Here is a 26002-nt window from a genome sequence, read left to right as displayed (position 1 = left end):
CCCTGCACACTCAGTGCAGGCAGCATTTTTTAAATTTATTACCACTGCCGCACGGACATGGGTCATTACGCCCCGTCAGTCCAGCCTCACGCCGGACGGGAGGGTAATCCCCCCATTTTCCACAGAGATTTTCAGTAGAATGTGGTTAACTGAGCCCGCTTCTGCATTGGCGTAATACCGCCCAGGCCCATATGTGGCCGCTCATGATTATAATGCCATAACCAATTTGTCGCGACCTCCTGCACTTCGCTGATGTGACTAAAAATAGTCTGATTCAGCCAGTCATAACGCATTGTCCGGTTAAAGCGCTCAATATACGCATTCTGCTGCGGCTTTCCCGGCTGGATATATAACAGCGTTATTTTCTGCTTTATTGCCCATTCCTGAAGCTGATGGCTCAGATATTCCGGCCCGTTGTCACACCGGATACAATCCGGTTTTCCACGCCATTCTATAATTTGCTCCAGCGAACGGATAACACGGCCGGCCGGTAATGAAAAATCCACATCTATTGCCAGTGCTTCACGATTAAAATCATCAATAACATTGAATGTCCGGAATGACCGGCCATCATCCAGTTGGTCATGCATAAAATCCATCGACCAGGTTTCATTTATTTTTTCAGGAACCGTCAGTGGCGCTGGTGGTAACCGGATAATCCGGGTTTTCGGTTTAATCCGTAAATTAAGTTTTAACTCACAATAAATACGATACACACGTTTATGATTCCAGCGGAAGCCTTTTACATTTCGCAAAAATAAAAAGCACAACCCGAATCCCCACTGATTATTTTTTGTTGTCAGCTCAGTCAGTAAATCTGCAATCTGCTGATTTTCATCACAAAGTACCGGCTGGTAACGGTAGCCGCTTTCACTGATGCAAAACACGTTACACGCAAGCCGGATACTGATGCCCCTGATCGCCACAGCAGCCTGAGGCAGCTCACGGCGCTGCGGCACGGTTACCACTTTTTTTGCATGGCTTCCTGAATAATCTCGGCTTTAAGGCGTTCTTCGGCATACATTTTTTTCAGTCGCCGGTTTTCATCCTCAAGCTCTTTCAGACGGGCCATCATGGACGCATCCATCCCGCCGAACCGTGAACGCCATTTATAAAAACTCGCGCTGCTCATACCGTGCTCGCGGCACAACTCAGGAACCGGTGTTCCGGCTTCGGCCTGCTTCAGGATCGCGATGATCTGACTATCGGTAAAACGTGATTTTTTCATATGAATCTCCCCGATTCATGTTACGAGAAAATTCCACTTATGAACACTCTGGTTTTTCGGGGGGATTACCATTGCATTGTCACAGACACCTAGAAACAACCTGAAGTGCATAATAACGGACTTATCTAGCAGTAACTCTAAATTTATTTTCACCGTAAGCTACTATGATGGAATATGTTATTTTCTCAAAAAAGAAGATATGGGGGAGGGAAACTTAAACCTTGGTACGTGAACCACAGATAAAACGAACCAGTATATCACGTAAACTAAGGAGTAATTATACTCTCAGGGAAGTCAGAAAGTTGCCAGAGGATGTAAAGAATGGGTTGGGTTGGTAATGGCTAGATAAACAGCCCAAAAGATATTATTGCAACATAATTGCTTATCATAGCTAAGTTAGTTCTAGCCAGTGAAATGAGGTTTGATTTGTAATAAGGCAAAATGTAAGTTTTGGAATAAATGTAAAATATCAAAAAGAATCACATAAAAGCACTTCAGAAAAATATTTTATCTGCCAGTAACCAACTAAAAATCGCAATTATAGCTTGAAATATAAATAATAGGGTCTTATGCACTGGCTAATTTTCGAACATCTTTAAAGCTTGGCACTTAGAAATATCAAACATACTTACTGTATATAATTAAAGAAATGAAAGCCATTAAATAAATAGCACCATAGACATTAAAAGAAAAATAATCAACCTCAATGAAATTGATAAAAAAATCTTACTAAAAATGATAACACAATGAAAATTAAATTTTAACCTCATGATTTAATTATAGTTTTAGAAAAATATTACATTTGCCTTTCAAGAGAAACACCAATGTCAGCCGCCATTTTTTGTATAATTCTCCATTCTAACGGCCATTCCTTCTGTAAAATAGACTTACGTCTTTTAATTAACCAGTAAACGAAAATGGTAACACTCTGTTCATAGAAACTGCTTTTATTTTTACCATCACGAATCAATGATTCTAACTCAGGTGTATCTTCAACAAATTTGTATAATCTACTTATGATGTCAGCATCAATGGTTTTTTTGAATGTATCCAATATTAATATGGCCGATTTTTGATTATTTGGTTTTTCCTTTATTAAAGTCATATAAAGTTGATCGAGTGTTTTCTGAGTTCCTATATAAGCATCAGGTGAATTGTTCAGGGCTTTAGCAACTGAACAAAAAAAATCATCAGTTGTTTCAATTAATGCCATACTTCTTGCTACCGTTCTATGTATATCAGGCTCAACGATAGTTTTAGCTTTATAAATGGCGTCATGCGTTAACTCTGCATAAGCGTGTTGCAATAGAGTTCTCACCTGTATTTCACAAGGAATTCCTTCCTCAATAAATACTCCATTATGATCAAATGATTGTTTGGCTGTTACGATGAAATGAACAGATTGATATGTAAAAATTAAAGGTGTATTTAGGCGCTCTTCATCATAATGTCTTGAAGTCTTATAGAACCATTTATCACTTCTTTTTATTACATCGCATACATCATCTATATCCGATGTAAGCAATACAACAAATCTAACACCAACTTTATCTTCGATTTCTTTATAAGGGTCTTCATATGATTTTTCTAATCTATGAAAGGCTTTATCAATTAGAGATTCTTTTTCTTTAACTCTTGGCGTCGCTGGTTGTTTCAAAAAGCTATTAAGATTGCGGCATTTATTATCAACGAGTTCCGTACATATATTGGAAACGACAAAGTCCCCCCATGCTCTATACATAGGCTCTTCTTGGTTCCAACGTTGCAAAAACTCTGATTCATTCATAGTTTTATTCTTGAAGTATAATTTTATCTTTAATAAGAATAGTAGTCCATTCTGCAGGTTCTCCGTTCTTATCTAAGTCACCTTCCGTAGACTCAATAACTATATTATTTTTAAAAACTTCTGCTGGGGCTGTAATTTTAATGTTTTTGCTAAAATTTAACTTTCTTGTTTTTAATTTGCTTTCGATATGTTCGTTATCTCTTGTAAAAGCTGTCTGTGGAATTCCACTTTCGCTTGCATACTCAAGATAAAGATCTTTAACTTCATCATCGAAGAATCTCTCTGCATACTCTTTTGCTGAAATGACATCGGATTTCTCATGCTTCAAATAAGTAACCAAGGCGTTTTTTAAGTCATTTCTTTTTTCTGAGCTTATATCTAGTTCATTTAGGAAATCACTAGTCTTCTCATAAAAGTTTTTTGTTGTGCGAGCACTTGTTTCAGGATAGCCGCAACCTAAGAAATGTTGATAAAAATATTGAGCAGCAGCTTTTCCATCAGATTTGCTTATTTGATAATCAGAGATCATGACATCCCATGATTTGTTCAAATCATCTTCTTGAGCAGTGTTACTTGATTGGAAAAAACCTGCTGTCTTATAGAGTTTTGTTGAGGGAGTAAGAAGTATTTCTTCAACAAATTTTAACGAGATTTGACCTGTTTTTGGATCAACAATTTTTTCATAGGCACTGTAAATGTCTGCTTTAATTATACCGATAAATTTTCGCTTATTTACTCCATAGTCACCAGTGAATATAACAACGATGCCTCCGGGTATTGCTCTTCTTGTTTGGGCATCAGCTAGCTTGTTTGCTATATTATAAGTTTGATCGATATATTCATCCCCTTCTTTACCAAATAAATTGGTAGCCATGAAAGGTACATATCCTTCACCGTGCTCTATAATTTTCATTTTGACGGCTTTTGATCCATCACCAAGAGCATCTATTACTCGGGATTTAAATCCCTGCAAGGCATCTTCATCAAATGTGATAAAAGACGAACCTCGTGTAGGCTCAACTTTTAAACCCTCGTCATCTCGCTGATGAATTTGATGAATAATAATTTTATCAATACTCAACTTGCTAATATTCATTGCGGTGTAGTTCCATTGTTTTTATTGTCTGAAAGATTATTTTTACTTTCAATATACTCTTTGTTAATATTATTCCATTCTTGACTGTCTTTTTCCCAGATGGCTTTATATTCATTAAAAAGCTCATCCACATCAAGTTGATTTATATCCGACCTGATTTTCAAATAATTAACTTTATTTTTAAGTTGATACATTGATAACAAGGTGGCTTTTTGTCTAAACCATAATTTCTGATAATCAAATCTTGCAGTCCAACCACTTACCAATGTAAGTGCAGCGCTAAAGATAAGCGCGATGTTTTTTTGTATTTTCTCGTGACCGACAAAGTCAAAAGCTAATATCAATGTTGTTGCCGTGCTGAAAAGAAGAGAAATCAAGAAAAAAAACTTCAATTTCGTTTTATTGCTCTTAGTCTTGTTTTTTATTATTTCAACACTTTTATCTATTTCTTCTAATAAAAATTGTAATGAAGTTTCTTTTGACAATTATTCCACCTGAAACATTTTCCAATGTATACTATTTCCACGCATGTACTGGTAAGAGCTCCTACCAGTACATGGCGGCATAGCTACCGCACTTCATGCACTTGTACTAATGCATGGAGATTTCTAGCTAACTGAATCGCACATTTTTTAAAACTATAAATCATAAATTGCGCAAAATCGAGCTACCATCTCAAAACATATGCTCAATATAAAAGAATTAAATTCTATAGATCAGAGAATTAGAAATGCTCTCTTTTCAAACCAGCATTGTGATGTAACTGCTGCAAATAGTTCCCATACCACTGCATCATCTTTCTCCTCCCCTCGAGATACAACACATGGTTATAAGTCCCACGAATCGCATTCTTATCAACATGCGCAAGCTGGGTCTCAATCCATGCGGTATTGAACCCTTCCTCATGCAAAATCGTACTCATCGTGTGCCTAAAACCATGTCCAGTAACCTTCCCCGTATACCCAATCCGTTTGAATACCTGATTAATACTCGCTTCACTCATCGTTTTACGTGGATCATTGCGCCCAGGGAACACCAACGGATATTGCCCAGACATTACTTTGAGCTGCTGTACGATTTCTAGCGCTTGGGTAGAGAGGGGTACAAGATGAGGCCGTTTCATCTTCATACGCTCTGCAGGTATTTCCCACACCGCTTTCTCAAGATCAAACTCACTCCAGAAAGCACCTCGAAGCTCGCCAGTGCGAACTCCCGTAAGGATCAACAGACGAGCGGCAAGAACAACCAGCGGGCTTCCGGTATAGTCAGATAGGGCTTTAAAGAAGTCTGGTAACTCCTCAACAGTAAGGAAGGGATAATGCTTCGATTCATGCCCTGACATCGCGCTGGTTAGATCCGCTGCAGGATTGTATTCCGCACGACCAGTCACTATGGCGTAGCGAAAGACTTCACTGCAGCGCTGGCGAACCTTCTTGGCCTTCTCTGTCGCGCCACGGCTTTCCATTCGACGCAGCACATTAAGCAGAACCAACGGTTTGACTTCATTCACCGGCAGTTGGCCGATATAGGGGAAAATATCTTTATTGAAGGCTTCGATAATATCGGAGGCATAGCCTTCTGACCATCTGCTCACCTTCGTACCGTGCCACTCAAGTGCCACAGACTGAAACGTGTTGTTGAGTTGCACATCGCGAACCAGCTTTTCTTCTTTCTTGGCAAAAGATGGATCGATACCCTCAGCCAGCTTTTTCTTGGCGTCATCACGCAGTGCTCTTGCTTGCGAAAGCGATACTGCTGGATAGACACCAAAAGCCAGACGTTTCTCTTTTCCATTGAAGCGATACTTCATCCGCCAGTATCTGGAACCAGAGGGAACAACCTCAAGATACAAACCAGCACCATCTGCCAACTTATAGGCTTTCTCTCTGGGTTTAGCCGCGTCTACCTGTCTCGCATTAAGTTTCATTGGGGGCATCTCCCTAGACCGAACACAGAATGCCCCCACTTATGCCCCCAACTGTGACTTGATTTCGGTTGAGTCCAGTTGATAACAGGAGATAAAATACGGGCCATAAACCGCATTATACGGGCTTTTAGTTGAATTCGGTAGACTTGGGAAGAGTTTGAAATGGTGCCAATAATAGGAGTCGAACCTACGACCTTCGCATTACGAATGAAAGCAACACCCAATTATGCCTATATAATTCTGGTCTCTGATGGAAAACAGTTGTTCACGGTCGATTCTGCCGATCATTACAAAGTGCCGGAAGCAAGGTGACTCAGCTTCATGATTACTCACGGGACTCTGCAATACGGGCCTGCAGCCAGGCGTCAACCTCACTTGTCAGCCACCGGGAACGGTTTCCCAGCTTAATTGGTTTCGGGAACTGCCCTTTCTGGATCAGCTTGTAAAACCACTTATCCGTTAATCCGGTTAATTTCGTGATCTCTTTCATCTCCATGAGAGGGTCGTCAAGCAGGAAAGGGGTAGTGGTGGTATTGATGGTATTCATGGGGAATCTCCTGTCTTTGTTTAATTAAGGCAGAAGTGCTATCGATGACGCAGCGGATATCACTTCTATAAGATTCCCCTTGTCTGTAAAAAAAGATTTACCGGCGTGTTTTACGCCGTTTGTTTCTGATGGTTCCCCGCCAGAATGTCCGGTCGATCCCCGGCACCTGCAGTTTCACCCACTGGTCTGTTTTGCAGATATAGTTCACAGCGGTCATCAGGCCTTCCCGTCGCTGGCTCTCACTGCGGTGCAGCATGCCAATGCCGCAGATACGGTAATCTGATTTAAAGCGGTTGCAGTTAAAGTAGAGCCCCTGTCCCTCGGTGATGGTTTCCTGCCAAAACTCACCGATGAGCCTGGCTATCGTGATATCCTGTCTGACATGCTGGCCGTTGAAGAAAAACAGGCAGTGGTAGTGAAAGCCTTTCTCACGACCGTATTCCAGTTTCAGGATATAACCGACGCAGTGTTTAAACAGGGGTAACCGCTGTATTGCTTTGTACAGGGCAATCCGGTGACGGGTTAAATCCCCGGCCGTGACTCTGTGACAGACCCGTTTTCCGTAGGACAGATCTGTCCGTACCACCAACAGCTTTGCATGGCGTTCAAACAGGTTTTCAATATAGCGGCAACAGAACCGGTAATTCTTGCGGGCACTGTTCTTAAAGGTACTGACAGCGTTTTTATACTCCTTGCTGTCCACTGACTGAATAAACTCACAATAGGCGTCATTTAACTGTTTAATATCCTCCTCTGAGTCAGGATAGTATTCCGACAGCATCGGAACATAACGAATATGATATTTATCAGCAAGAGAAACAATGAGCGGAATAACCGGATGTAACTTACGGCGGTTACCGGTGACACGGGAAAGTGAAAGGATGTTTTGTATTAATTCATAAAACAACTGACCAGTTTTAGTGGCCTCGATTTGTAATTGATCACCAAAGCAGTGCCCTTTGAAAGGTAAAGACTGACTCTTTCTTTTAATTAATGCAGTGGTGTGTGACGCGATTAGCCGGAATAACTCACGATCTGTTGTGTCATCGGTAATCTCCGTACCATTATTGTAGATTTGTGACAGTGCTAGTATTTCACTGGTTATATCGTCATTCATGATTAATTTCCTCTGGTTGATGATGGTGTTTCTGTTCATACAACAGAGGGATGCATTTATTTTTTTACTGAGGCGGAAGGTTCATAACAGATGGATTTAAAAGATGATTAATGACATCCATTCTGAGTGATCCTTCAGATGTGGATAACAACTGAATTTACCCACTGAGATTAATTAATGAAAATTATTTATGAAGAAGGGTAAGCAATTCAGGGTTATGTCACTATTATCTGTATCAGTAACAGGAGTGCCATCAGATATGTTTGGTTATTCGATAAAGAGATGCGGTTATCAATAATTAAAAAGATGAATATGAGAATAGATGTCATGATTAATCTGATAACAATAACTCCGGGTAAGATAAATATAATAATAAATAATCCTTTTTGATTGCTACCTGAGTTTATTAAAACAGTATGCACAGACAGTATTTACAGCGGGCTTCACGATGAACAAGATACCTGAAAGTTAGTCTCCTCTCAGAAGTAGTCACGGGAAAAAATAAGTAACCGTGAACATCATCTTTTCCTGTAAAAAGTACTGCCTGACCCAGTATTTTCAGATAACCATGTAAATTACATGATAAAAACACTTCATTTTCAACTCATTAAAAAGACAATAAAACTATTCTTAATCTACGTTATCACGACAACGTCACTTTTTCAGAGACCAAAATAAACTACAATAACGACATACTGACTACGTAGTAGTGGACGGATTATGAACGATAAAAGCTATGAGATTGATGAGTTGCTGAAAGTGAAAGACCTGAGGAAAACGGGTATTTTTGTATTTTTCATGTCAACAGAGCCCGGGTTTGAATGGGTTGAAAATAAATATTTATCAGGTGACAGAAATGACAAGTCACGTTTAAGGGATTTAATCCATGAAGTTATTGGCATGGCGAACAGTAATTACAATTACCTTACCAATAAAGTTTTAAATGATGTAAACAATAACCTTATCAGTATTGATAAGTTTGAATGGATTAAAGAAGACAGTGTTGCCTCTGCATATTGCTGGGTAATGTTAAATAATATAAAGCCCTTAACCATAACAAGCGATAAATATACTCAGGCAATTCAACAGTCAAACGTGGTAAAACCCACTGTTAATAGTTGGTCGGGCAATAAAGAATTCAGGGGTTTACCTGTATCACAGCAAATAGAATACATCAAAAGTAAATTTGGTATAAAAGAGAATCATGTCAACACTGAAGAGATGTATCGCGACTCCCAGACTGTCTTTGATCATATGAACCTGAAGTTTGGTGAAAAAGAAAATATTATAAATATGCTTAAGGATGAATGGATAAAATCCTTCACCGCAGTAAAAAATATAAAGTGGCTGAGTAAGGATGATGATGATGCCTGTAACTGGATATGGGATTATATCTGTAACTACTCTGTCGATAATATAAAGATACCTGTCTGGCCTCTCCGGTTCTTTAACCCCGAAAGTTCCGGAGATAAATATATTTGTTTTTATGCCGCCCTGCGGGCATGGAATGATAACCCCGGAGGGAAGAAGTATTTTTTATACTCTCTTAAAAAGGCATGGCAGCAGCGTTCTTTCCGGAAAAAACAAAAAAATAAAAAAACACTGAGCTGCAGTCTGGATGATGAAGTAAAAAAACATCTGGAAGAATTGGCTGAAACCTATGAAATGACGATCACCGATTTGGTGACCCGGTTAATTGAGAATGAGTACAGAACACCGAAAAAATAATTTTACGGAATCAGTGATTTTTCAGATACACATTAACCAACTGATATGACAGGGGAAACAGTGGCTCGGATAACTGACCGGCGACACACCCTGTCGTTTCCCCGTTTTTTACCCCCCGAAAACAGCGATTTTCCGCGTCATATCCTGTCAGACCCCCTTGTTATGCTGTGGTTGTCTTAAATCACCTGTAAGGAATTTCTGTTATGGCAACCTACCGTATCGACCCTGACCTCGCGTTTATCGGTCAGTGCAGCAATGAGGACCTCGGTCTGCTGGTCTCCGTCCTGACTCATGACAGCAAAGACGGCAAAAAGCGCCTGGCGGAGTCTCTGACCACCTCCCCGGAATATCAGCTCTTTTACCCCGACCATCAGAAGTACTGGCCTGCCATCTGTGCCGAACTGCAGGCCTTCGGGGCCAACAGTCTGGTCACGCTGCTGCGCGGCAACAAAGGCGTGCTCTACCGTGAAATCCTGCACGATGTCTGCGACAAGCTGAAAGTGAACTACAACAAAGAAAGTCCGGTGGAAACCACCGAGCTGAACCTGCTGATGAAAGTCCTGGAGAAAAGCCTGCGGGAGATGTCACAGGACGAGCTGGTCCGTTTTGCGGACGGACTGAAGCTGAATCTATCCGCGCCGACTCCCCAGCTTATTCTGCTCGCGGTACAGGCCGCCGTCACCAGCTCCGGTGTCGCAGCCCTGCAGTTTGCCACCGTTGCTGCTGTCGGGGTGATTGAGGCGATGGGCGGCATTGCCACCTGGGGGACACTCTTTGCCGCCAACCGGGCACTGGGGGTACTGGCCGGTCCTGTCGGGATTGCGCTGAGCTCCGCCTGGCTGATAGCCGATATCGCCGGTCCCGCTTACCGGGTCACCGTTCCGGCCTGCATCATTGTAGCGTACCTGCGCCAGAAGGCCCTGGCGGCCTGATTTCCGTATTCCGTTATTCCTGTTTTCTCTGACTGACTCACGGAGGCTGCGCTCATGCATACGTCAGATTCACGCCATGACCGGCTTGCATTCCGGCTGGCCATGATTATCAGCCGCCTGTTCCGCGGCGAAACACTGTATCCGGCACAGCTCGCCCGTGAGTTTAATGTCTCGGCCCGCACACTGCAGCGTGATTTCAGTGAGCGCCTGGTCTTTCTGGACACGGAGCCGTATCTGGGCGGATACCGGCTGACCGCCGGTCAGCGCCCCTACCGGACAGACAGCGATATCCTGTACTTTGCCGATATCACCCATATCACCCCGCTGTTCCCCTCGCTTGACCGCAGGCTGCTGTCCGTTCTGCTCAGTCCGGAAAACGGTGCCCCCTGTCTGGTCTACCATGAGCCACCGCAATCCGCCCCGACGCTGTTCGGCGGCTTTTATGTGGTGACACAGGCGATTGTCCGCAGGCGACTGCTCAGCTTCCGCTGTGACGGTCAGGAACATGAGGGCATGGCTCCCTACAAGCTGATTTATTTTCAGCGGGACTGGTATCTGTGCGGGGAATGGCAGTCTGCCCTGCGGGTGTTCCGGTTCAGTCAACTGCAGAACATTGCCGTGTCCGGACGCCGCTTCCGGCAGGATGCGGTTATCGCACGGACAGTCACCCGGCCCGAATTTATCACCGCATTACCCCATTATCAGTTTATCCGTTCATTACCTTAATAAGGATGTCACCATGAAAAGAAGTCTGACACTGCTCGGTTGTTTACTGCTGTCCGCCCCGGTTTTTGCACTACGCATGCCCGGTGAGGTGCAGCCTGACCGTTACACTTATTACCTGACCCCGGAATACGGACAGCAGCTGAAAATGCAGAACGACGGCAAAGGCCGGAAACCTTCGTTGCAGCCACTCCCTGCCGGAGAACTGAAAAGTGAGACAAGAGCGGATTTATCCAAAGGCTATCCGGCCCCGGTGGCCATGACCTGCATCAGCAGTATTTACTATAACACCGGTGCCCGGGCCAACTGGCTGAAGGTGGGCTGTATCGATAATAACGGTCTGGAGTATGAAACCAGTAAGAAATGGCCGCCGAAATCCGTCGCGGAGCGGGTCTGTAAAGCCGGAGAGGGAGACTGTGAGTCCTTCCTGCAGATGGATACTGACAGCTGGTCCGGTCCGCAGTAACTGAGGCATGCAAAAAGGAAACACAGATGTCTGTTTTTAAATTAATAGCCACCACGCTCGGTGTGGCAACGGTGGCATTAGCCACGTACTGCGCCTGGCAGTCGGCATCTGAGGTGGCAGACAATGAGAACGCCACCGCAGCGGAAAAGCTGGCGGCAGGCCTCAGCGCGGCGCTGGCCTGCTCAGCCGTGCTGGGCGGTACCCTTGACCGTCTGCTGGGTCGGCTCTTTCCCCGCTGACCTGTACAAAAGACCAGTTTATTACATTACCCCTGACGGCAGACATTCACAGTCTGCCGTTTTTTTATGCGCCATTCACAAACCAGTACCCCACTGTTTCACCCCTAAATACAAAGGAGTTTCACGATGACGTTATCAGCACTTCTGCCGCAGGAGCCCGCAGCCATCAAAAGCAATCTGGTTCATCTCCGTGGCAGAGACTCATTCTGGCAATTTTATTTCGGCAGCGTGCCGGACTGGCAGCGCCTGGAAGGCGATATTTTTAAGATGATGGATAATCTGTGTGACATTTATCACGGTGCCTTCTGGGAATTCAGCATGCTCACCAACGGTGGCGCATTTATCTGGCCTGACATGATTGAAACGTCACTCCCGATGGTTAACCGGCATAACGGCAATGACGCGGAACTGAGCCCCGAAGCGGCCGGTATCGCGGTATGCCTCATCACTTACAGTCTCTGGTCATTTAAAACCGAAAGTCCGGAGATGGTGGAGTATTTTTATCAGTTACGGGACTACGCCCAGCAGCATGACGAGTGTGCCGCTATTTTTCATCTGATTGATTAACCGGGAGCTACGCCATGAACAATATAGCAGCACCCGCATCACCGGCAGCTGTCTGGCAGACACTGCTGACTTACCTGCTGCAACAGCACTACGGCCTCACTCTGAATGACACGGAATTCAGTGATGAGCGCGTGATTGAGGCCTGCCTCAGCCGGGGGATGTCGTTGTGTGAGGCACTGAATGCCTTTGCGGGGAAATACGCACTGGTCCGCACTGACCGGTGCAACAACGGTATCACTGAGCCGTCACACGGTATCACTGCGACCGATATTCTGCGGGCACGGAAGGCAACCGGTCTGATAACACTCCGCAGCAGCCATATCCCCCGCAGACACTGCACCGTATAAAAAGCCCGTACCTCATCTTATCTCTTTCTTTATCCCGTTCAGTCCCGGCGCTCATCTGACAGCCACGTTATCTGTTTAATTTTACAGGAGAATTACTATGACCCGTTTAGCCTCGCGCTTCGGCAGGGCGAATATCATTCGTCGTGACCGCCCGTTAACCACCGAAGAATTATACTGCACTGTACCCAGTGTCTTTTCAGCAGAAAAACATGAATCCCGCAGTGATCGCTATACCTATATTCCCACCATAACCCTGCTTGAGAGCCTTCAAAAGGAAGGTTTTCACCCGTTCTTTGCCTGCCAGACCCGTGTCCGTGATGACAGCCGCCGGGAGCACACCAAACATATGTTGCGCCTGCGCCGCCATAACCAGATTACCGGTATCCAGGTACCGGAAATTATTCTGTTAAACAGCCATGACGGTACCAGCAGCTATCAGATGCTGCCGGGATTATTCCGTGCGGTCTGTCAGAATGGGCTGGTCTGTGGTGATACTTTTGGTGAGGTCAGAGTGCCGCACAAAGGTAATGTCGTCGATAAAGTGATTGAAGGGGCATATGAAGTGCTGGAAACGTTTGATGCGGTGGCTGAAAAACGCGAACAGATGCAGTCCCTGCGGTTACCGCCTCCGGCACAACAGGCGCTGGCATATGCAGCTATCACGTACCGGTTCGGGGATGACCACCAGCCGGTCACGGAAGAACAGGTGCTGCAACCCCGCCGGTGGGAGGACAAAAAAGATGACTTATGGACGGTGTACCAGCGTTTGCAGGAAAACCTGATTAAAGGCGGGTTATCAGGACGTACTGCAACAGGAAAACGCTCCCGTACCCGATCAGTGACCGGTATAGATGGTGACATCCGTCTAAATAAGGCGCTGTGGGTGATGACTGAAAAAATGTATGAACATTTAGGAAGTCGTCAGCCTGTATGAAGATAGTGTATAATTGCCACAATGTTTAACCTAGAAGATCGCTGTTGCCCCTTAATAAGGCAATTTGTTCCGGTATAGTTTATACCTTGGGGGTGCATATGGGGGTTTATTATTAATTCAAATAGATATTTTTCTTTTAAATCATACTGTTTTCCTTCATATGCGACTCCTGTGATCTCCGCCAATTATCTTCTTCTGCACATCGCTAAAACCTACCCCGGTAATATCATCAGCACACAACTAACCGGTGTGAGTATTTTAACATTTATTTTTCCGGGTATATTGGTAGCATCTGTGTTCATTCCGCTGAGATAACAACCTGTAAAACAGAGGCCGTGCAATGAGTGATAATCTTCCTGAGGCACCACAGGGCGAATTTATTCTGTTCCGAAGTGAAGATGGTCAGACTCATGTCGAATGCCGCTTTGAATCCGATACGCTGCAGTTATCTCAGTCCTCGATTTGTGAGCTTTACGGAAAAGCTAAAGCCACGATTAGTGAGCATATCAGCAACATTTTTACTGAAGGCGAGTTAGTCGAAAATTCAGTTGTTCGGTTTCACCGAACAACTGCGGATGATGGTAAACAGTACAATGTAAAATACTTCAATCTCTCAGTGATCCTCGCTGTCGGTTACCGCGTCCGCTCCGTTCGCGGCACACAGTTTCGCCAGTGGGCAACACAAACGCTGGAGCAGAATTGTAAGCACACTCGTTTCAATTCCACACATTTTTTGATATTTCGTTATTTTTGGCTAATAATGGGTTTATTCACAATGCCATTTTTATATATAAAGATGGCAATAGTCACAAACACTATTTTATACTTTTATATCATGACAAGAAATAAATTCATAATAGCATAAACGAAGAGCGCTAGGAGTATTAGTTAATGCGGGAGAAAATAAATTAAAATATGGCTTGAATAGATTCTTATCTTTTCTTAAGTCACCACTCCAATCAAATTTCTTAACTGTTCTTGATATAGTCTCTAGAAATAGTTTGTCATTGATTTCTTTTACTAATGTGTCACATACCACTGCAATTTCTTGAATGCCGTGAAAATCAACTGATATTGGTTTCTCCAAAAATTTACAATACTCATCTAACCCTAGAGAAAGAGCATTATTAGACCCTAAATGGCCAGAACGATGGACAACACAATGACGTAAATTGCATACGGTATCATAGTCAAAGAAAGCGGAATTAAGAGAAGGTATTTTACTATATCCTCCCAAATTGATATCTAAAAAAGCATTTAAGCTTTTTACTATATTAGATGAGGATGTGAATGATGCATTCTCTAGCAATGCTTCTGGAAGAAGTGTTTTTTGGTGATGTAGCGCTGCACCATAAGTTACAGTTGAGGAATAGCTATGTCGTTTAGAATGCTCATCTATGATAAGTAATTTTCTAATAATGCTTCTAAAGTATGTTTCCACGCTCGATACTAGCCCCAGAATAACTAAATTTGCTAGTTGGTACCATTCACTATTTAACGATGTTGCGAGTGAAAAAAATTGTTGTTTTTCAGCAGAAAAGAGTCCAGCCCCCAGTAACTTTATATTACTGGTTTTCTTATCGTGAAATATATCAATTGGTGATTTTTCTGGTTCTGAATAAGAATCATCAAAAAACGTTAATGATTTAATACTTGATGTAGCCCTAACACCAGAAATATTAAAATTAAAATTTTTTTTCATTTGCTTAGCCATTAGTACAAAAACTCGTTTGTCCATTCATTGATTTTTATAATAATTTTAGCTGCGTATTTATCGCCTACACCTTTAACCTTTCTTAATTCAACAGCAGAATTATCTGATGTCAAAACATCTTCAATAGTTTGGTATCTTGTTTTCCCAATAACTCTCTTTTGGAAATCAGTGAATGGCAATTCAATAAGTTTAGTTGACATACAATTTTTAAATGTAGAACTTTCAATTAGTTGCATGCCACATATATGGCAGTACCTCTGCCCCTCTGCAATTCTTGGTGCTTTACAGTTATCGCAAGGTGGTAAATCTAAAGAAATATTATTAATTTTATTTTCATTTAAAAGTCTATTAAATTTCTTTCTAACCGGATGCTTTTCTGATGGACCTTTTAATATATTTAATAATACAGAAGCATTAAATCCTTTGCTTTTTGTAAAAATTCTTTCTTTTATTAATAATGCAAGATGAGGGATAAACCTTTTAATTTTCCGCTCTGTACCATGAGAAATATCTTCTTGGGAGTAAATAATACCTGCTTCAATAAGAAATTTAATCATTCTCTCTGCTTTGATATCAATATCCTCGATACCAATAACTATATTTTTTTTATAATCATTGGGGAACTCATCAATTTTTTTATGGTTAAATGATTTAATTGTTTTTATAATCTCAGAGATCATTTCATCGCCAGTTTCGATGATTCTATTATATTGAGGCATTTTTTTTGCAATAGAACGATATTCATTTAGTATATTAGTACATTTTTCTGAGAGGATAGAATTAAACTTTGATTGGGGGCTTTTTCTATCAGAATCAATATACGACCTTAAATACATGATATATGTACGAGGTATACCAAATGCAGCATACATAAGAAGCTCTCTAATATCTTTGTCAATATCTAAGCTATTACCAAATCTAGTTGAAACAATTGCATCCATAAACTGTAAATAATCTTGGTCTTCAACATTCATCCAAATATCAACTCGCTCTGCATCTTGCCCAACATGAAAACGAGGACCATATTGTGTTGTTCCTGGGTATACAGATGCTTTAGGTGATATTTTTATAGTTTTTAGGCTTCTAAATATGTCGAAAAACTCAATCATATAGTCATTTGTGAATGTTAAAGCGGCATCATCTAAAAAAACAACAGCTCTTTTTCTGTCATTTTTTTCAATTGCATCCTCAATTAGTTTTTGAACCAAACTAATATTTAATTCAGATAAGATAATCGAGTATGACTCATTATATCTTTGTTTTTCCACATCAGAAATAAATTTTTCTAAAAAATCCAAATCAAAAGATATGTCGTTTATATATATATATTATACTCTTTAGAGCAGGATACTATTATTTTTGCTAAAACCCAAGCATGGAAAATATCAATAGCATTTGAGTTATCATGTAGATATGTCTCTAATCTTAAGTAATGATTAAATGATACATATAAAGGTAATGGGCGACTGTAATCTTTTCGACATTTAAAATAAGCACATCTCATTTGGTGGGTCTTACCTGCACCTCTAGGCCCCACAATTAGCTTAGCTCCAACCTGAATTAACTTTTTTTGTATATTGTCAAAATGCTTACTTGTTGCAGTCCATTTGATTAGGTCATTTTTTTCAATATAATCTGCACGCTCCTCATATTCAGCTTCATCAAAAAGGCTTAGATTTAAAGTATCAGACATTTGAGGCGACTCCTTTACCTTTTAGGGAAAATACAGTAAAATACTGTAAGTTTATACACATGAATGAAGCTTATAAAAACGTGATTGATTTTAACCAATACTATACTAGTAAAAGCATTAGTGATCTACTCTCAGGATTTATCACGCTATCTGAACCTAAGACTTGCTTAGAACTTAGTGCTGGAGAGGGGGCTCTACTGGATGCGCTAAAAGCGAGATGGCCTTCGATTCTCTGTACAACTATAGATATTGATCCTACAAATCATTTATTGCTAAAAAAAAAATTTCCTCAAGACAAGCATTATTGTACAGATGCCACAAGCCAAGAGTGTAACAATCTTCTGAATGGTCAAAAATTCGATTTAGCTGTATGCAATCCTCCATTTCAGATAATCAAAACAACTAAGAATATCAACAACTATATTTCTAATATATTTGGAGAGGAGTTTTCAACTAAAGGAAAAATTCGTGCTGAGTTGGTTTTTTTAGCAATCAATATTTTTCATATAAATACCAATGGTGTTTTAGCCATTATTGTTCCTGAGCTTATAGTAAAAGGAGTTAGATACCAAAAATTAAGAAAAATTTTATTTTCTAATTTTAAACTTCAATATTTAATTGAATGTAAACACAAGTCATTCAGGAAAACCGAGGCAAAAACTTTTATTGTTATTTTAAAAAAAGAAGTTGTTAGTGAGGTATATAAGTATTTTCACATAAAATATGATTCACAATCATTAATTTACTCAGAATATTGTAGTAATGTTGAGAATTTATATGTGAATAAAAACACACCATATAATACATTATCTCATAATTTTGAAGTTATCAGAGGAAATTTATCTGGTAAGCTATGTAGAGATTTAGACTGTAATTACATTCATACTACAAATATGAATCCTGATATGGATGAAATAATTTTCGATGAGTCAAAAATATCGAAAAATCATCGCATTGGAATATCTGGAGATATTATCATATCTCGGGTAGGCACACGAGTTTTAGGAAAAACAAATTATCTTTCTAAAGGAAGCGCTGTTATTTCGGACTGTGTCTTTGCAGTTAGATTTAAAAGAGAATTTGACAGAGAAAAATTTATTAAATATTGGTCAAAACACCGTAGCAATTGGATAAATGAAAATGCCACAGGGACATGTGCAAAACATATAACTAAATCTAGTTTAGCATCTCTAATTATTTCCATTATTTCTTAAATACAAGTTATTTTTATTTATAAAACACACTCTTTAAAACACAAGTAACTATTAACCATGCCATCTAAATAAAATAATTACTGAAACATAGTTTTTTATTGAGAATTACTTACTCGTGAACGTATTTAACTTTTGATACTTCAATGCTATAGACACAATTATTATAAATCGTGTAATACCTGCTTTATTATTTGTAAAGGATGAAAAATCATTCTATTATTGATATAACCAACATTAATAATGTAATAATCTTCCAGAAGCACCACAGGGCGAATTTATTCTGTTCCGAAGTGAAGATGGTCAGACTCATGTCGAATGCCGCTTTGAATCCGATACGCTGCAGTTATCTCAGGCTGAGATTGCAAACCTCTATCAGATAACACCTCAGGCAATAACCCGGCATATTAAAGCCATCTACGGAGAAGGTGAGCTTGTACAAAATTCAACTTGTAAGTCTTTCTTACAAGTTCGCCAGTGGGCAACGCAAACGCCGGAACAGTATCTGCTCAAAGAGTTTGTGATGGATAACGGGCGGCCGGTGTATTTACGGGTAAAAGAGATTTTCACACTGGCGGCAGACTACGAACCTTCAAATAAAGAAACCACGTGTTTCTTTCAGACCATCCAAAACAAACTACATTTTGCCTGATTATTAACGCCCGGTTTATGCCGGAACCAGACGTTATAAATACTGAGAGATAGCTGCTGACTAGAAATCAGTCTTAGAAAAACCGGTCATACCGTCCAGTTCCATTTCGCGGCCTAATGCCGTCATCGGATGGACAATGATCAGGCCCCGCACCGCTTTCTTCAGCTTGCCGATATCAGCCTGTTCTTTCTTCGTGATAAGACGTTTGAACGGCATATCCACCAGCTTCTGTGCTTCTTTGCTGAGTTTCTTGCTGCGTTGTTCCTTCAGACGCGCAATTTCAGTCTCCAGCGCGGCTTTTTCTTTCTCAAGTTCTGCGTACTTTTCCGTTTCGTTCTTCTGCAGCATACCTGCCATCTGGTGACGGGTAAGGTCTAAACGGTCGCTGAGAAGCTTGATTTGTGCTTTTTCGTTTTCTTTCATTTTAATTAACCATGACTAAATTTCCTGCCGGCAAGTATACACCATTCTGTATTAATCCTGCTCAGTAAACGCATTCAATATCAGCACTGTTACCTGCAGACAAAAATCCCCGGTCCGGACGGCGACTGATGGTAGAAAACAACCGGAAAACACGAATCAGAACTGTCCCGGATAAGGGAGTGTGAATATCGCATCTTTTTTCATTCCGCAGAAATAACGTAATATTATAGAAAATAAATACCTGATTCTTACCCGAATGGCTAATTTCCCGTCATCAAATAACATCAAACGATTACCTTTTAATATTTTCACATCTTTAGCCTGTCAGATAGTAATTTGAGGAAGAAAAAAAACGAATAAGAAGGTAGTTTTACAGAACAGCTATATTTTTATTCCATTTTAACCGATGGGATATTTTTATTTTAACGGAAAACTGACAGGGATATTTTATGAAAGTGTTATTTGGCTGTTTTCTCTTTATTTTTATGTCCGCATCCGGCTATGCCTGCTGGGCACCTAACTGTTACGGGGCTGTCGGTTTTGACCCGAAAACCGGCCAGACATCTGCGGGTACCGATTATTCAACTGCCAGGGAAGCTGAACAGTCACTGAAAGAAGATTGCCCGTCCTGCGAGTATATGACATTCAATAACTCTTGCGGCACTATTGTGTATTCCCGCCGTTATAATTTTACCGGAACATATTATGGCGGCAGTGATCGGGATCTCCGGTCATATGCACTCATACAGTGTGAAGAGAAAATAAACGATATCAATCTGAATAAAACCCGTAATGATAAACGCCGTTCCAAAGTACGCAGCCTTGCAGAAACAGACTGTAAAATTACAGTTTTAGCCTGCACGTACCGCGTCTATTAACCATTTTTTAAGCAAAGATAATGATTATCTTTATAGTGATAAATAGCTTCCGGGATGATAAATATGATCACAAAAATGAAACTACTGTTATGCGTATTCCCTCTGATACTGACAGGATGTGCAGGCTATGATTTATCCGGCCTTATCGGCGGAGAAAGCACACCAAAGAGTGATAATTTAAATATTGCCGCATACAGAATGTATGGTAAAACAATAACATGCTCTGAGATTGGTAACAGTGTATCCAAAGCATATCAGCTTAAAAAGAAAGGTAAAAGCAAGGAGGATATTTACTGGGAAATAACACCTGAGGACAGCACCTATATCCGGCAGGATATTTACACGATTCTGATTGATGTCGGTATGGCAGCTGATGCAGAAAATTACAAATTATTCACAGAAGCCTGCCGGAAAAACCTTAATACCTATCAGTCCTTATATGACGATTCATCCAAAAGTTTATATGCCCGCGTTGATCTGATTTATAACTTTGTCTATAACCAGGAATTAAAAAATTATCGGGCCAGTTTTTCCGGCGGACTTCATGCACCGATGTACCGTTACGGCAATTCAAAGAATAATACGGGATATGAATTTGTCCGGAATAAAAGCCGCGGCGGACTGGATGAAACCAGTAATGAGATCAATAACCTGATCTATGAACAAATGATTGAAATTCTCTATAAACCCGCATATATGGGCGAATCAAGGCACCCCGGTAATATTATGCCGTCACTGGACAGTGTCAGAAGAGAAATGGCACCGGAACTGGTGCTGAAACTGGTTAAATAACGGTGAATATAAGACACCGGCTGAGTCTGGTGTCTTTTTATTTTCAGACAAAAAATCCCCCCGCCGATATCCCGGCTCCCTGATACATCAGCAGCCCCGCAATAATAAATATCCCCCCGGCGATCAACCGGAGAATATCGCCATAATGCCGGTTTGGTTTTCTCCCCGGATTACGGGACAGGCGCAGTGCCAGGAAGCGCATGCTGTGGACAAACCAGGCTATCATACAAAGTGTGATGCCGGTTCCCAGCGCCATTGCGAATACGGCAATAATTCCCCAGTGAAAAACACCTATAACTGATGAGAACAGCAAAACCAATAATGCCCCTGAGCACGGGCGGCTGCCCATGGCCAGAATCATACCGGCTTGTGTCCGCCAATTGCCGGTGACTTTATTTCCCGGCATAACATGCTGGTGACCACAGCTGCATGTCTGAATTTGTCCGCTTTGCAGATAAACCGGTTTTAACACTGCCGGAGATTGACTACCCGATACGCGGATTGTTTTTATTTGCGGTTTATTGACCGTTGGCCTGATAAATAAACGGCGTAATGCGCGGATAACAATGATACTGCCAAAAAGAATAATAAATGCATAGCTGGCTTTCTCTGTTATCTGGCTGACATTATTTAACTGACGTACTGACAAATTTAATATAAACAATACAACAGAGACTAAAACAATGGCCACGGTACCCTGAAGCAGAGAAGCCAGGAGACTTAATAACGCGCTGTGGCGTAATTTGGCCGGATGTGTGGCGATATAGGCAGAAAGGATAACTTTACCGTGGCCGGGACCCAGTGCGTGCAATAAGCCGTATAAAAAACTGAAAAGGGTCAGCAGTCCGCCCGCTTTCAGCGGATCAGACACCACTTTCTGAATCAGCGCCGCCATTTCAAAATTCAGTTCCTTCTGTAATCCTGCACTGACATGCAGCAATGACGGCCACAGGCTGTACAGCAACCCGCCCGCGCAAAAAACAATAAGCACGACAGTGAGCTGAAGAATAATCCGTGAATATGATGTCATCCGTTATCTCACTCCGGGCAATGTAAGGTGATCTGCTGTGCAAACTGGCGACCGAGCGTCAGGTCATCATCCGGGGTATCGCCGGTATCCAGTGACAGCGCGTAATCTTTCAGGGTATCCGAAGGGTCTGCTTCGGTGAAAATTAACCGGCACTGTGATGCATCCGGCGGAGAAAGGTGAACCGCACCTTTGCCGTTGTAGGTCATGCTGACAAAAAAAGTCGGCTCATACGTTTTCAGTTCAATGGTGCTGCCGGTTAACGGTATCGGATGTAATAGTGAAATACGGAACGACATCACAATCTGCAATCCCTCACGCGTCATCCGGTAAGTGTCCGGAAAAAGTTTAAGAGGCTGTTTTTTATTCTGATAATTCAGTTCGGAAAAATAAGATTGTGCAATGATATTGGCCATCACAGAAGCCGCCTGCTTCTTCCACTGCGGGCTGTCTTCTTTGGTATTCATCAAATCATACAGAATATCTGCGGAAGTCATCGGATCCATTTTCCAGACATACTCAATGCCGGTCAGAGTCTGATTCTCTGTTACCAGCGTTGTTTCCATATCGATAAAACTGTGCGGGTGTGCAAGTGTCTGCGGACTGAACATCAGCAAAACTAAGAAAGAGAACAGTAACGTATTCATTCTTCTGATTAAATTCACAGATTATCTCACCTGGTAAAAGATGTTATAACATAACATAGTGCTGCGGATGAAAATACTGTTTTCTGAAACACGGTTGCGGACAGAAAAAACATCATAAAATGACGAAAGTGCGATCCCTGCCACAGATATCCACCATTCATTCACCTGTTCAATAAAACATCATAAAGATATAAGTCACACCGCCGATAACTCAAATATACCCTTATTTGTTTCGGGAGTTTTGTATGTCCTGGTATCCATCCCGCATTTCAACCCGCCTGACTATCGGAGGCATCCTGCTCCTGGCCGTCACTACTGCCATTATCATTGTTGTTATGCTGTGGCGGGGTCAGCCCCGCGTTGTGGAAATTAATACTGCATTAATTGAAGAAACCGGACGCGGCCTGACATCCAGGGTCAGTACTATTTTATCTCAGACGGACGGAAAAACTGTCAGTCTGGCGCGCCTGGCGGAGGTGCTGCCCAATGATGAGGCGCTGTACCGCTATATCCCGCCCAATCTGATTGAAAGCAACAGCCTGATCACCGGTGGCGGGATCTGGCCGGAGCCGGGGGCATTCACGCCGGGAATTGAGAAACGCAGCTTTTTCTGGGCACGGAACCCGGCCGGTGAGCTGGTTTTTTCTGATGAATACAATGCGGAAGGTGCCGGAAATTATCACAATGAAAGCTGGTACAGAAATGCGCGTGAGCAATCCACCGAAAGCTGCTTATGGTCAGATGTTTACAGAGATGCTGTTTCCGGTGTGAATATGGTGACCTGCAGTGTGCCGTATAAAACAGACGGAAAATTTGCCGGTGTGGCGACAACAGATATCCGCCTGGATAATATAGCCGCCATTATGCAGCAATACGGCAACAGCACCGGCGGCTATGCTTTTGTGACTGACCGCCAGGGGCAGCTGATCTATTTTCCGGGTGATGACAGTAAGCAATTCAAAACCTTTGATGAGCTGGCCGCACAGTCAGCCTGGCTGGCACCGGTGGCGGCAAGCCTGAAGCAACCACATTCTGAGCAATCCGCTATCGACAGTATCCGTATTGATAATGACGGGCAGCTGAACACCGCTTCACAGGTGATGCTGTTCCCGATGGCTGATACCGGATGGGTTATCGGTCTTGTCACACCGGAAGAGCGGATCACCGGGCTGGCAAAAGTGATGATGCAGGATGTACTGGAAGCCCTGCTGCCGATTATGGCGCTGTTGTTGCTGGGCTCCTGGCTGGTTGTCCGCAGGTTGATCACCCGCCTCGATGAGACCCGTAAAGCCCTCGATGATATTGCGCACGGAGAAGGCGACCTGACACGGCGGATGGAAGTGCGTGGTGCCGATGAGATCTCAGCTATCTCACAGGCATTCAATCTGTTTGCCGATAAAATCTCATCTATGTTGCTCACGGTACGCAGCAGCAGTTCTGTTGTGGCCGGGAATACCGTTAATCTGGCGGATAATAATAACGAGTTATCAGCACGGGTCACACAGCAGGCAGCGGCGCTGGAGCAGAGTGCTTCCGCAATGGAAGAACTGAACGCAACAGTGCATCAGAACAGTGAGAATACCCATCAGGCCGATGAGCTGGCGGAAACCACCGCACAGACCGCAAGCCGCTGCGGGGATATGATGCGTGATGTGATTTCGACAATGAACAGCGTCAGTACATCATCCGGACGAATGGTTGAAATCGTGTCGGTGATCGACAGTATTGCATTCCAGACCAATATTCTGGCATTGAATGCCGCCGTCGAGGCAGCACGCGCCGGTGATTCCGGGCGGGGCTTTGCAGTAGTGGCAACCGAAGTCAGATCACTGGCTCAGCGCAGTGCACAGGCAGCACAGGAGATTAAGGCGCTGATTGATGAGTCTGTGCAGAATGTCAAAACCGGCAGTAATCAGGTGCATGAAGCCGGAGAAACGCTGGCAGATCTGGTGATGGATGTGTTGCAGGTAAGACAGCTGATGAGTGATATCCGTGTTGCCGGTGAGGAGCAGAGCAAAGGGCTGTCCGAGGTAACGATGGCAGTCTCAGAGATGGATACCACGGTACAGCAGAATGCCACACTAATTGATGATGCCGCTTCACGGACACAAATCCTGCGAAGAGAAGCCGAACAGCTTTCGCAGATGGTATCGGCCTTTAAATTACCGGAACCGCGTTAATAATACAGATACGTTTCCCGGCAGAAAACTTTCTGCCGGGAAACGTGAGATATCAGTCCAGATCTGATGCGTCGTGACGTTCACGTATAAACCGGTCTGACGGCTCTCCGCCGCTGCGGTTAACCCGGCGTCCGCGCTGAACAGCCGGACGTGCCGCTATCTGCTTCGCCCAGCGGATCACATGCGGATATTCGCTGACAGACAGGAATTCAGCCGCGTTATACAACGTACCCAATACTAATCCGCCGTACCATGGCCAGGCGGCCATATCTGCGATAGTGTAATTATCACCCGCGATAAATTCATGCTGACTGAGCTGACGATTCAGGACATCAAGCTGACGCTTGGTTTCCATCGCATAGCGGTTAATCGGATACTCATATTTTTCAGGTGCATAGGAATAAAAATGGCCAAACCCGCCGCCGACAAATGGTGCTGATCCCATCTGCCAGAACAGCCATGACAGTGTTTCTGCCCGTTCAGGTTGTGTTTCCGGCAGAAACAGAGAAAATTTTTCGGCCAAATAGGTCAGAATTGCGCCGGATTCAAAGATCCGTATCGGCTCTGCATCACTTCTGTCGACCAACGCCGGGATTTTTGAGTTCGGGTTAATATCCACAAACCCGGAACCAAACTGGTCACCTTCGCCGATATCAATCAGCCAGGCATCGTATTCCGCATCGCGGATCCCTGCTGCCAGCAGTTCTTCAAGCATGATAGTAACTTTCTGACCGTTAGGTGTTCCCAGCGAGTAAAGCTGCAATGGGTGTTTACCAACAGACAGGGCTTTTTCATGTGTCGCCCCGGCAACAGGACGGTTGGTATTGGCAAATTTTCCGCCGTTTTTCTGTTTCCATTCCCACACAGCAGGCGGGATATAGGTTGGATCAGCCATGAAGATTCTCCTTTGTATTCTCTGCCGGATTTACGTGATCAGTTATTCAATCTACCTTCCGGTGCGCAAAATACAAACTGAATTATTTTGCTGATCGTTGTCAGTATTTCAGAAAAGGGGAACAGGCTGTTTTCAGGGAGGATTTCAGTGCGGGATATCAGAGGAAAAAATGCAGGTTTTCTTTCCCCAAACGCAAAAAAGCCACCCAAAGGGTGGCTTCTTCACTTAATAATAACCTGGCGGTTCCCTACTC

General features: G+C 42.7%; 26 protein-coding genes and 3 pseudogenes. 14 read left to right on the top strand and 15 right to left on the bottom strand.

Annotated features, from left to right (window positions below):
- Window positions 1-10 precede the first annotated feature (10 nt).
- The 8 genes and pseudogenes from AB7038_RS17505 to AB7038_RS17470 form a co-directional block, all read right to left on the bottom strand.
- Window positions 11-100: pseudogene (locus AB7038_RS17505) on the bottom strand (SEC-C metal-binding domain-containing protein); the annotation flags it as partial.
- Window positions 101-131: 31 nt separating this feature from the next.
- Window positions 132-1228 (bottom strand): IS3 family transposase gene (locus AB7038_RS17500; protein ID WP_153642970.1). Its coding sequence is split into 2 segments (ribosomal slippage): window positions 132-976 and window positions 976-1228, totalling 1098 coding nucleotides; the frame shifts between segments, so codons are not numbered across the junction.
- A gap of 796 nt (window positions 1229-2024) precedes the next feature.
- Window positions 2025-3014, bottom strand: a complete 990-nt coding sequence (locus AB7038_RS17495) for a GTP pyrophosphokinase (protein ID WP_063926979.1) — start codon at window positions 3012-3014, stop codon at window positions 2025-2027.
- 4 nt (window positions 3015-3018) lie between these two features.
- Complete coding sequence (locus tag AB7038_RS17490) at window positions 3019-4110, bottom strand: nucleoid-associated protein (protein ID WP_063926980.1); 1092 nt, start codon at window positions 4108-4110, stop codon at window positions 3019-3021.
- Window positions 4107-4595 (bottom strand): SLATT domain-containing protein, encoded by a 489-nt coding sequence (locus tag AB7038_RS17485; protein ID WP_063926981.1) that lies wholly within the window; start codon window positions 4593-4595, stop codon window positions 4107-4109. The genes AB7038_RS17490 and AB7038_RS17485 overlap by 4 nt, the downstream gene beginning before the upstream one ends.
- A 239-nt stretch (window positions 4596-4834) precedes the next feature.
- Window positions 4835-6037 carry a tyrosine-type recombinase/integrase gene (locus tag AB7038_RS17480; RefSeq protein WP_153642968.1) on the bottom strand — a complete coding sequence of 401 codons (1203 nt, stop codon included), beginning with the start codon at window positions 6035-6037 and terminating at the stop codon, window positions 4835-4837.
- Window positions 6038-6362: 325 nt separating this feature from the next.
- Window positions 6363-6584, bottom strand: a complete 222-nt coding sequence (locus AB7038_RS17475; protein WP_153642967.1) for a helix-turn-helix transcriptional regulator — start codon at window positions 6582-6584, stop codon at window positions 6363-6365.
- Window positions 6585-6681: 97 nt separating this feature from the next.
- On the bottom strand, window positions 6682-7701 hold the full coding sequence (locus tag AB7038_RS17470) for a YagK/YfjJ domain-containing protein (protein WP_194830256.1): 1020 nt from the start codon (window positions 7699-7701) through the stop codon (window positions 6682-6684).
- A gap of 720 nt (window positions 7702-8421) precedes the next feature.
- Between AB7038_RS17470 and AB7038_RS17465 the strand changes: the two genes are divergently transcribed.
- The 9 genes and pseudogenes from AB7038_RS17465 to AB7038_RS17425 all read left to right on the top strand — a co-directional run.
- Entirely contained in the window at window positions 8422-9429 is a 1008-nt protein-coding gene (locus AB7038_RS17465; RefSeq protein ID WP_153642965.1) for a hypothetical protein, read from the top strand.
- A gap of 203 nt (window positions 9430-9632) precedes the next feature.
- Entirely contained in the window at window positions 9633-10361 is a 729-nt protein-coding gene (locus AB7038_RS17460; RefSeq protein WP_054424844.1) for a DUF3944 domain-containing protein, read from the top strand.
- Between the two features lie 54 nt (window positions 10362-10415).
- Entirely contained in the window at window positions 10416-11087 is a 672-nt protein-coding gene (locus AB7038_RS17455) for a helix-turn-helix transcriptional regulator (RefSeq protein ID WP_153642964.1), read from the top strand.
- Between the two features lie 13 nt (window positions 11088-11100).
- Window positions 11101-11550, top strand: a complete 450-nt coding sequence (locus tag AB7038_RS17450; RefSeq protein ID WP_153642963.1) for a hypothetical protein — start codon at window positions 11101-11103, stop codon at window positions 11548-11550.
- Window positions 11551-11576: 26 nt separating this feature from the next.
- Window positions 11577-11789 carry a hypothetical protein gene (locus AB7038_RS17445; protein ID WP_004241440.1) on the top strand — a complete coding sequence of 71 codons (213 nt, stop codon included), beginning with the start codon at window positions 11577-11579 and terminating at the stop codon, window positions 11787-11789.
- A 126-nt stretch (window positions 11790-11915) separates the two neighbouring features.
- Entirely contained in the window at window positions 11916-12356 is a 441-nt protein-coding gene (locus AB7038_RS17440) for an antirestriction protein (RefSeq protein ID WP_153642962.1), read from the top strand.
- A gap of 14 nt (window positions 12357-12370) precedes the next feature.
- Window positions 12371-12703: a TA system toxin CbtA family protein gene (locus tag AB7038_RS17435; RefSeq protein WP_153642961.1), complete on the top strand. Its 333-nt coding sequence runs from the start codon at window positions 12371-12373 to the stop codon at window positions 12701-12703.
- A 97-nt stretch (window positions 12704-12800) separates the two neighbouring features.
- On the top strand, window positions 12801-13637 hold the full coding sequence (locus AB7038_RS17430) for a DUF932 domain-containing protein (protein ID WP_214051324.1): 837 nt from the start codon (window positions 12801-12803) through the stop codon (window positions 13635-13637).
- Window positions 13638-13977: 340 nt separating this feature from the next.
- Window positions 13978-14334, top strand: a pseudogene (locus tag AB7038_RS17425) (virulence RhuM family protein); the annotation flags it as partial.
- A 123-nt stretch (window positions 14335-14457) separates the two neighbouring features.
- Here the strand turns inward: AB7038_RS17425 and AB7038_RS17420 are convergent.
- From AB7038_RS17420 to AB7038_RS17410, 3 genes are read right to left on the bottom strand one after another with little or no spacing between them, the layout of a single operon-like run.
- Window positions 14458-15351, bottom strand: coding sequence for a hypothetical protein (locus tag AB7038_RS17420; RefSeq protein WP_369453720.1), 894 nt, complete (start codon window positions 15349-15351; stop codon window positions 14458-14460).
- On the bottom strand, window positions 15351-16649 hold the full coding sequence (locus AB7038_RS17415; protein ID WP_369453719.1) for a zinc ribbon domain-containing protein: 1299 nt from the start codon (window positions 16647-16649) through the stop codon (window positions 15351-15353). The genes AB7038_RS17420 and AB7038_RS17415 overlap by 1 nt, the downstream gene beginning before the upstream one ends.
- 17 nt (window positions 16650-16666) lie before the next feature.
- The gene (locus AB7038_RS17410; protein WP_369453718.1) at window positions 16667-17044 is read right to left on the bottom strand and encodes a hypothetical protein; all 378 of its coding nucleotides are present in this window, start codon (window positions 17042-17044) and stop codon (window positions 16667-16669) included.
- A gap of 59 nt (window positions 17045-17103) precedes the next feature.
- On the opposite strand from AB7038_RS17410, the gene AB7038_RS17405 reads away from it, so the two are divergent.
- Both AB7038_RS17405 and rhuM read left to right on the top strand, forming a co-directional pair.
- Window positions 17104-18258 carry an N-6 DNA methylase gene (locus tag AB7038_RS17405; protein ID WP_369453717.1) on the top strand — a complete coding sequence of 385 codons (1155 nt, stop codon included), beginning with the start codon at window positions 17104-17106 and terminating at the stop codon, window positions 18256-18258.
- Window positions 18259-18535: 277 nt separating this feature from the next.
- Window positions 18536-18904, top strand: a pseudogene (gene rhuM, locus AB7038_RS17400) (RhuM family protein); the annotation flags it as partial.
- Window positions 18905-18967: 63 nt separating this feature from the next.
- Here the strand turns inward: rhuM and AB7038_RS17395 are convergent.
- A complete protein-coding gene (locus AB7038_RS17395) occupies window positions 18968-19330 on the bottom strand; it encodes a YibL family ribosome-associated protein (protein ID WP_123569790.1) in 363 nt (120 codons plus the stop codon).
- A 449-nt stretch (window positions 19331-19779) separates the two neighbouring features.
- On the opposite strand from AB7038_RS17395, the gene AB7038_RS17390 reads away from it, so the two are divergent.
- Window positions 19780-20208, top strand: a complete 429-nt coding sequence (locus AB7038_RS17390; RefSeq protein ID WP_369453716.1) for a DUF4189 domain-containing protein — start codon at window positions 19780-19782, stop codon at window positions 20206-20208.
- A gap of 63 nt (window positions 20209-20271) precedes the next feature.
- The gene (locus AB7038_RS17385) at window positions 20272-21000 is read left to right on the top strand and encodes a hypothetical protein (protein ID WP_368890356.1); all 729 of its coding nucleotides are present in this window, start codon (window positions 20272-20274) and stop codon (window positions 20998-21000) included.
- A gap of 43 nt (window positions 21001-21043) precedes the next feature.
- On the opposite strand, the gene AB7038_RS17380 is transcribed toward AB7038_RS17385, so the two are convergent.
- Window positions 21044-22030, bottom strand: coding sequence for a nickel/cobalt transporter (locus tag AB7038_RS17380; protein WP_369453715.1), 987 nt, complete (start codon window positions 22028-22030; stop codon window positions 21044-21046).
- An 8-nt stretch (window positions 22031-22038) separates the two neighbouring features.
- Entirely contained in the window at window positions 22039-22692 is a 654-nt protein-coding gene (locus tag AB7038_RS17375; protein ID WP_349419589.1) for a DUF1007 family protein, read from the bottom strand.
- Between the two features lie 227 nt (window positions 22693-22919).
- Between AB7038_RS17375 and AB7038_RS17370 the strand changes: the two genes are divergently transcribed.
- Complete coding sequence (locus AB7038_RS17370) at window positions 22920-24854, top strand: methyl-accepting chemotaxis protein (RefSeq protein ID WP_369453714.1); 1935 nt, start codon at window positions 22920-22922, stop codon at window positions 24852-24854.
- 52 nt (window positions 24855-24906) lie between these two features.
- Here the strand turns inward: AB7038_RS17370 and yghU are convergent, their stop codons facing one another.
- Window positions 24907-25749 (bottom strand): glutathione-dependent disulfide-bond oxidoreductase, encoded by an 843-nt coding sequence (gene yghU, locus AB7038_RS17365; protein WP_369453713.1) that lies wholly within the window; start codon window positions 25747-25749, stop codon window positions 24907-24909.
- Between the last annotated feature and the right edge of the window lie 253 nt (window positions 25750-26002).

It is taken from the genome of Morganella morganii, assembly GCF_041099235.1.
Taxonomy (GTDB): Bacteria; Pseudomonadota; Gammaproteobacteria; order Enterobacterales; family Enterobacteriaceae; genus Morganella; species Morganella morganii_E.
The sequence above is the reverse complement of the archived record's forward strand: the minus strand, read 5'-3'. Positions and strand labels throughout refer to the sequence as shown.

Excerpts from the sequence above, each read along its gene's own strand:
- AB7038_RS17495 (WP_063926979.1), bottom strand. The coding sequence starts at position 3,014 with ATGAATGAATCAGAGTTTTTGCAACGTTGGAACCAAGAAGAGCCTATG.
- AB7038_RS17490 (WP_063926980.1), bottom strand. The coding sequence starts at position 4,110 with ATGAATATTAGCAAGTTGAGTATTGATAAAATTATTATTCATCAAATT.
- AB7038_RS17480 (WP_153642968.1), bottom strand. The coding sequence starts at position 6,037 with ATGAAACTTAATGCGAGACAGGTAGACGCGGCTAAACCCAGAGAGAAA.
- AB7038_RS17475 (WP_153642967.1), bottom strand. The coding sequence starts at position 6,584 with ATGAATACCATCAATACCACCACTACCCCTTTCCTGCTTGACGACCCT.
- AB7038_RS17470 (WP_194830256.1), bottom strand. The coding sequence starts at position 7,701 with ATGAATGACGATATAACCAGTGAAATACTAGCACTGTCACAAATCTAC.
- AB7038_RS17465 (WP_153642965.1), top strand. The coding sequence starts at position 8,422 with ATGAACGATAAAAGCTATGAGATTGATGAGTTGCTGAAAGTGAAAGAC.
- AB7038_RS17460 (WP_054424844.1), top strand. The coding sequence starts at position 9,633 with ATGGCAACCTACCGTATCGACCCTGACCTCGCGTTTATCGGTCAGTGC.
- AB7038_RS17455 (WP_153642964.1), top strand. The coding sequence starts at position 10,416 with ATGCATACGTCAGATTCACGCCATGACCGGCTTGCATTCCGGCTGGCC.
- AB7038_RS17450 (WP_153642963.1), top strand. The coding sequence starts at position 11,101 with ATGAAAAGAAGTCTGACACTGCTCGGTTGTTTACTGCTGTCCGCCCCG.
- AB7038_RS17445 (WP_004241440.1), top strand. The coding sequence starts at position 11,577 with ATGTCTGTTTTTAAATTAATAGCCACCACGCTCGGTGTGGCAACGGTG.
- AB7038_RS17440 (WP_153642962.1), top strand. The coding sequence starts at position 11,916 with ATGACGTTATCAGCACTTCTGCCGCAGGAGCCCGCAGCCATCAAAAGC.
- AB7038_RS17435 (WP_153642961.1), top strand. The coding sequence starts at position 12,371 with ATGAACAATATAGCAGCACCCGCATCACCGGCAGCTGTCTGGCAGACA.
- AB7038_RS17430 (WP_214051324.1), top strand. The coding sequence starts at position 12,801 with ATGACCCGTTTAGCCTCGCGCTTCGGCAGGGCGAATATCATTCGTCGT.
- AB7038_RS17420 (WP_369453720.1), bottom strand. The coding sequence starts at position 15,351 with ATGGCTAAGCAAATGAAAAAAAATTTTAATTTTAATATTTCTGGTGTT.
- AB7038_RS17410 (WP_369453718.1), bottom strand. The coding sequence starts at position 17,044 with ATGTCTGATACTTTAAATCTAAGCCTTTTTGATGAAGCTGAATATGAG.
- AB7038_RS17405 (WP_369453717.1), top strand. The coding sequence starts at position 17,104 with ATGAATGAAGCTTATAAAAACGTGATTGATTTTAACCAATACTATACT.
- AB7038_RS17395 (WP_123569790.1), bottom strand. The coding sequence starts at position 19,330 with ATGAAAGAAAACGAAAAAGCACAAATCAAGCTTCTCAGCGACCGTTTA.
- AB7038_RS17390 (WP_369453716.1), top strand. The coding sequence starts at position 19,780 with ATGAAAGTGTTATTTGGCTGTTTTCTCTTTATTTTTATGTCCGCATCC.
- AB7038_RS17385 (WP_368890356.1), top strand. The coding sequence starts at position 20,272 with ATGATCACAAAAATGAAACTACTGTTATGCGTATTCCCTCTGATACTG.
- AB7038_RS17380 (WP_369453715.1), bottom strand. The coding sequence starts at position 22,030 with ATGACATCATATTCACGGATTATTCTTCAGCTCACTGTCGTGCTTATT.
- AB7038_RS17370 (WP_369453714.1), top strand. The coding sequence starts at position 22,920 with ATGTCCTGGTATCCATCCCGCATTTCAACCCGCCTGACTATCGGAGGC.
- yghU (WP_369453713.1), bottom strand. The coding sequence starts at position 25,749 with ATGGCTGATCCAACCTATATCCCGCCTGCTGTGTGGGAATGGAAACAG.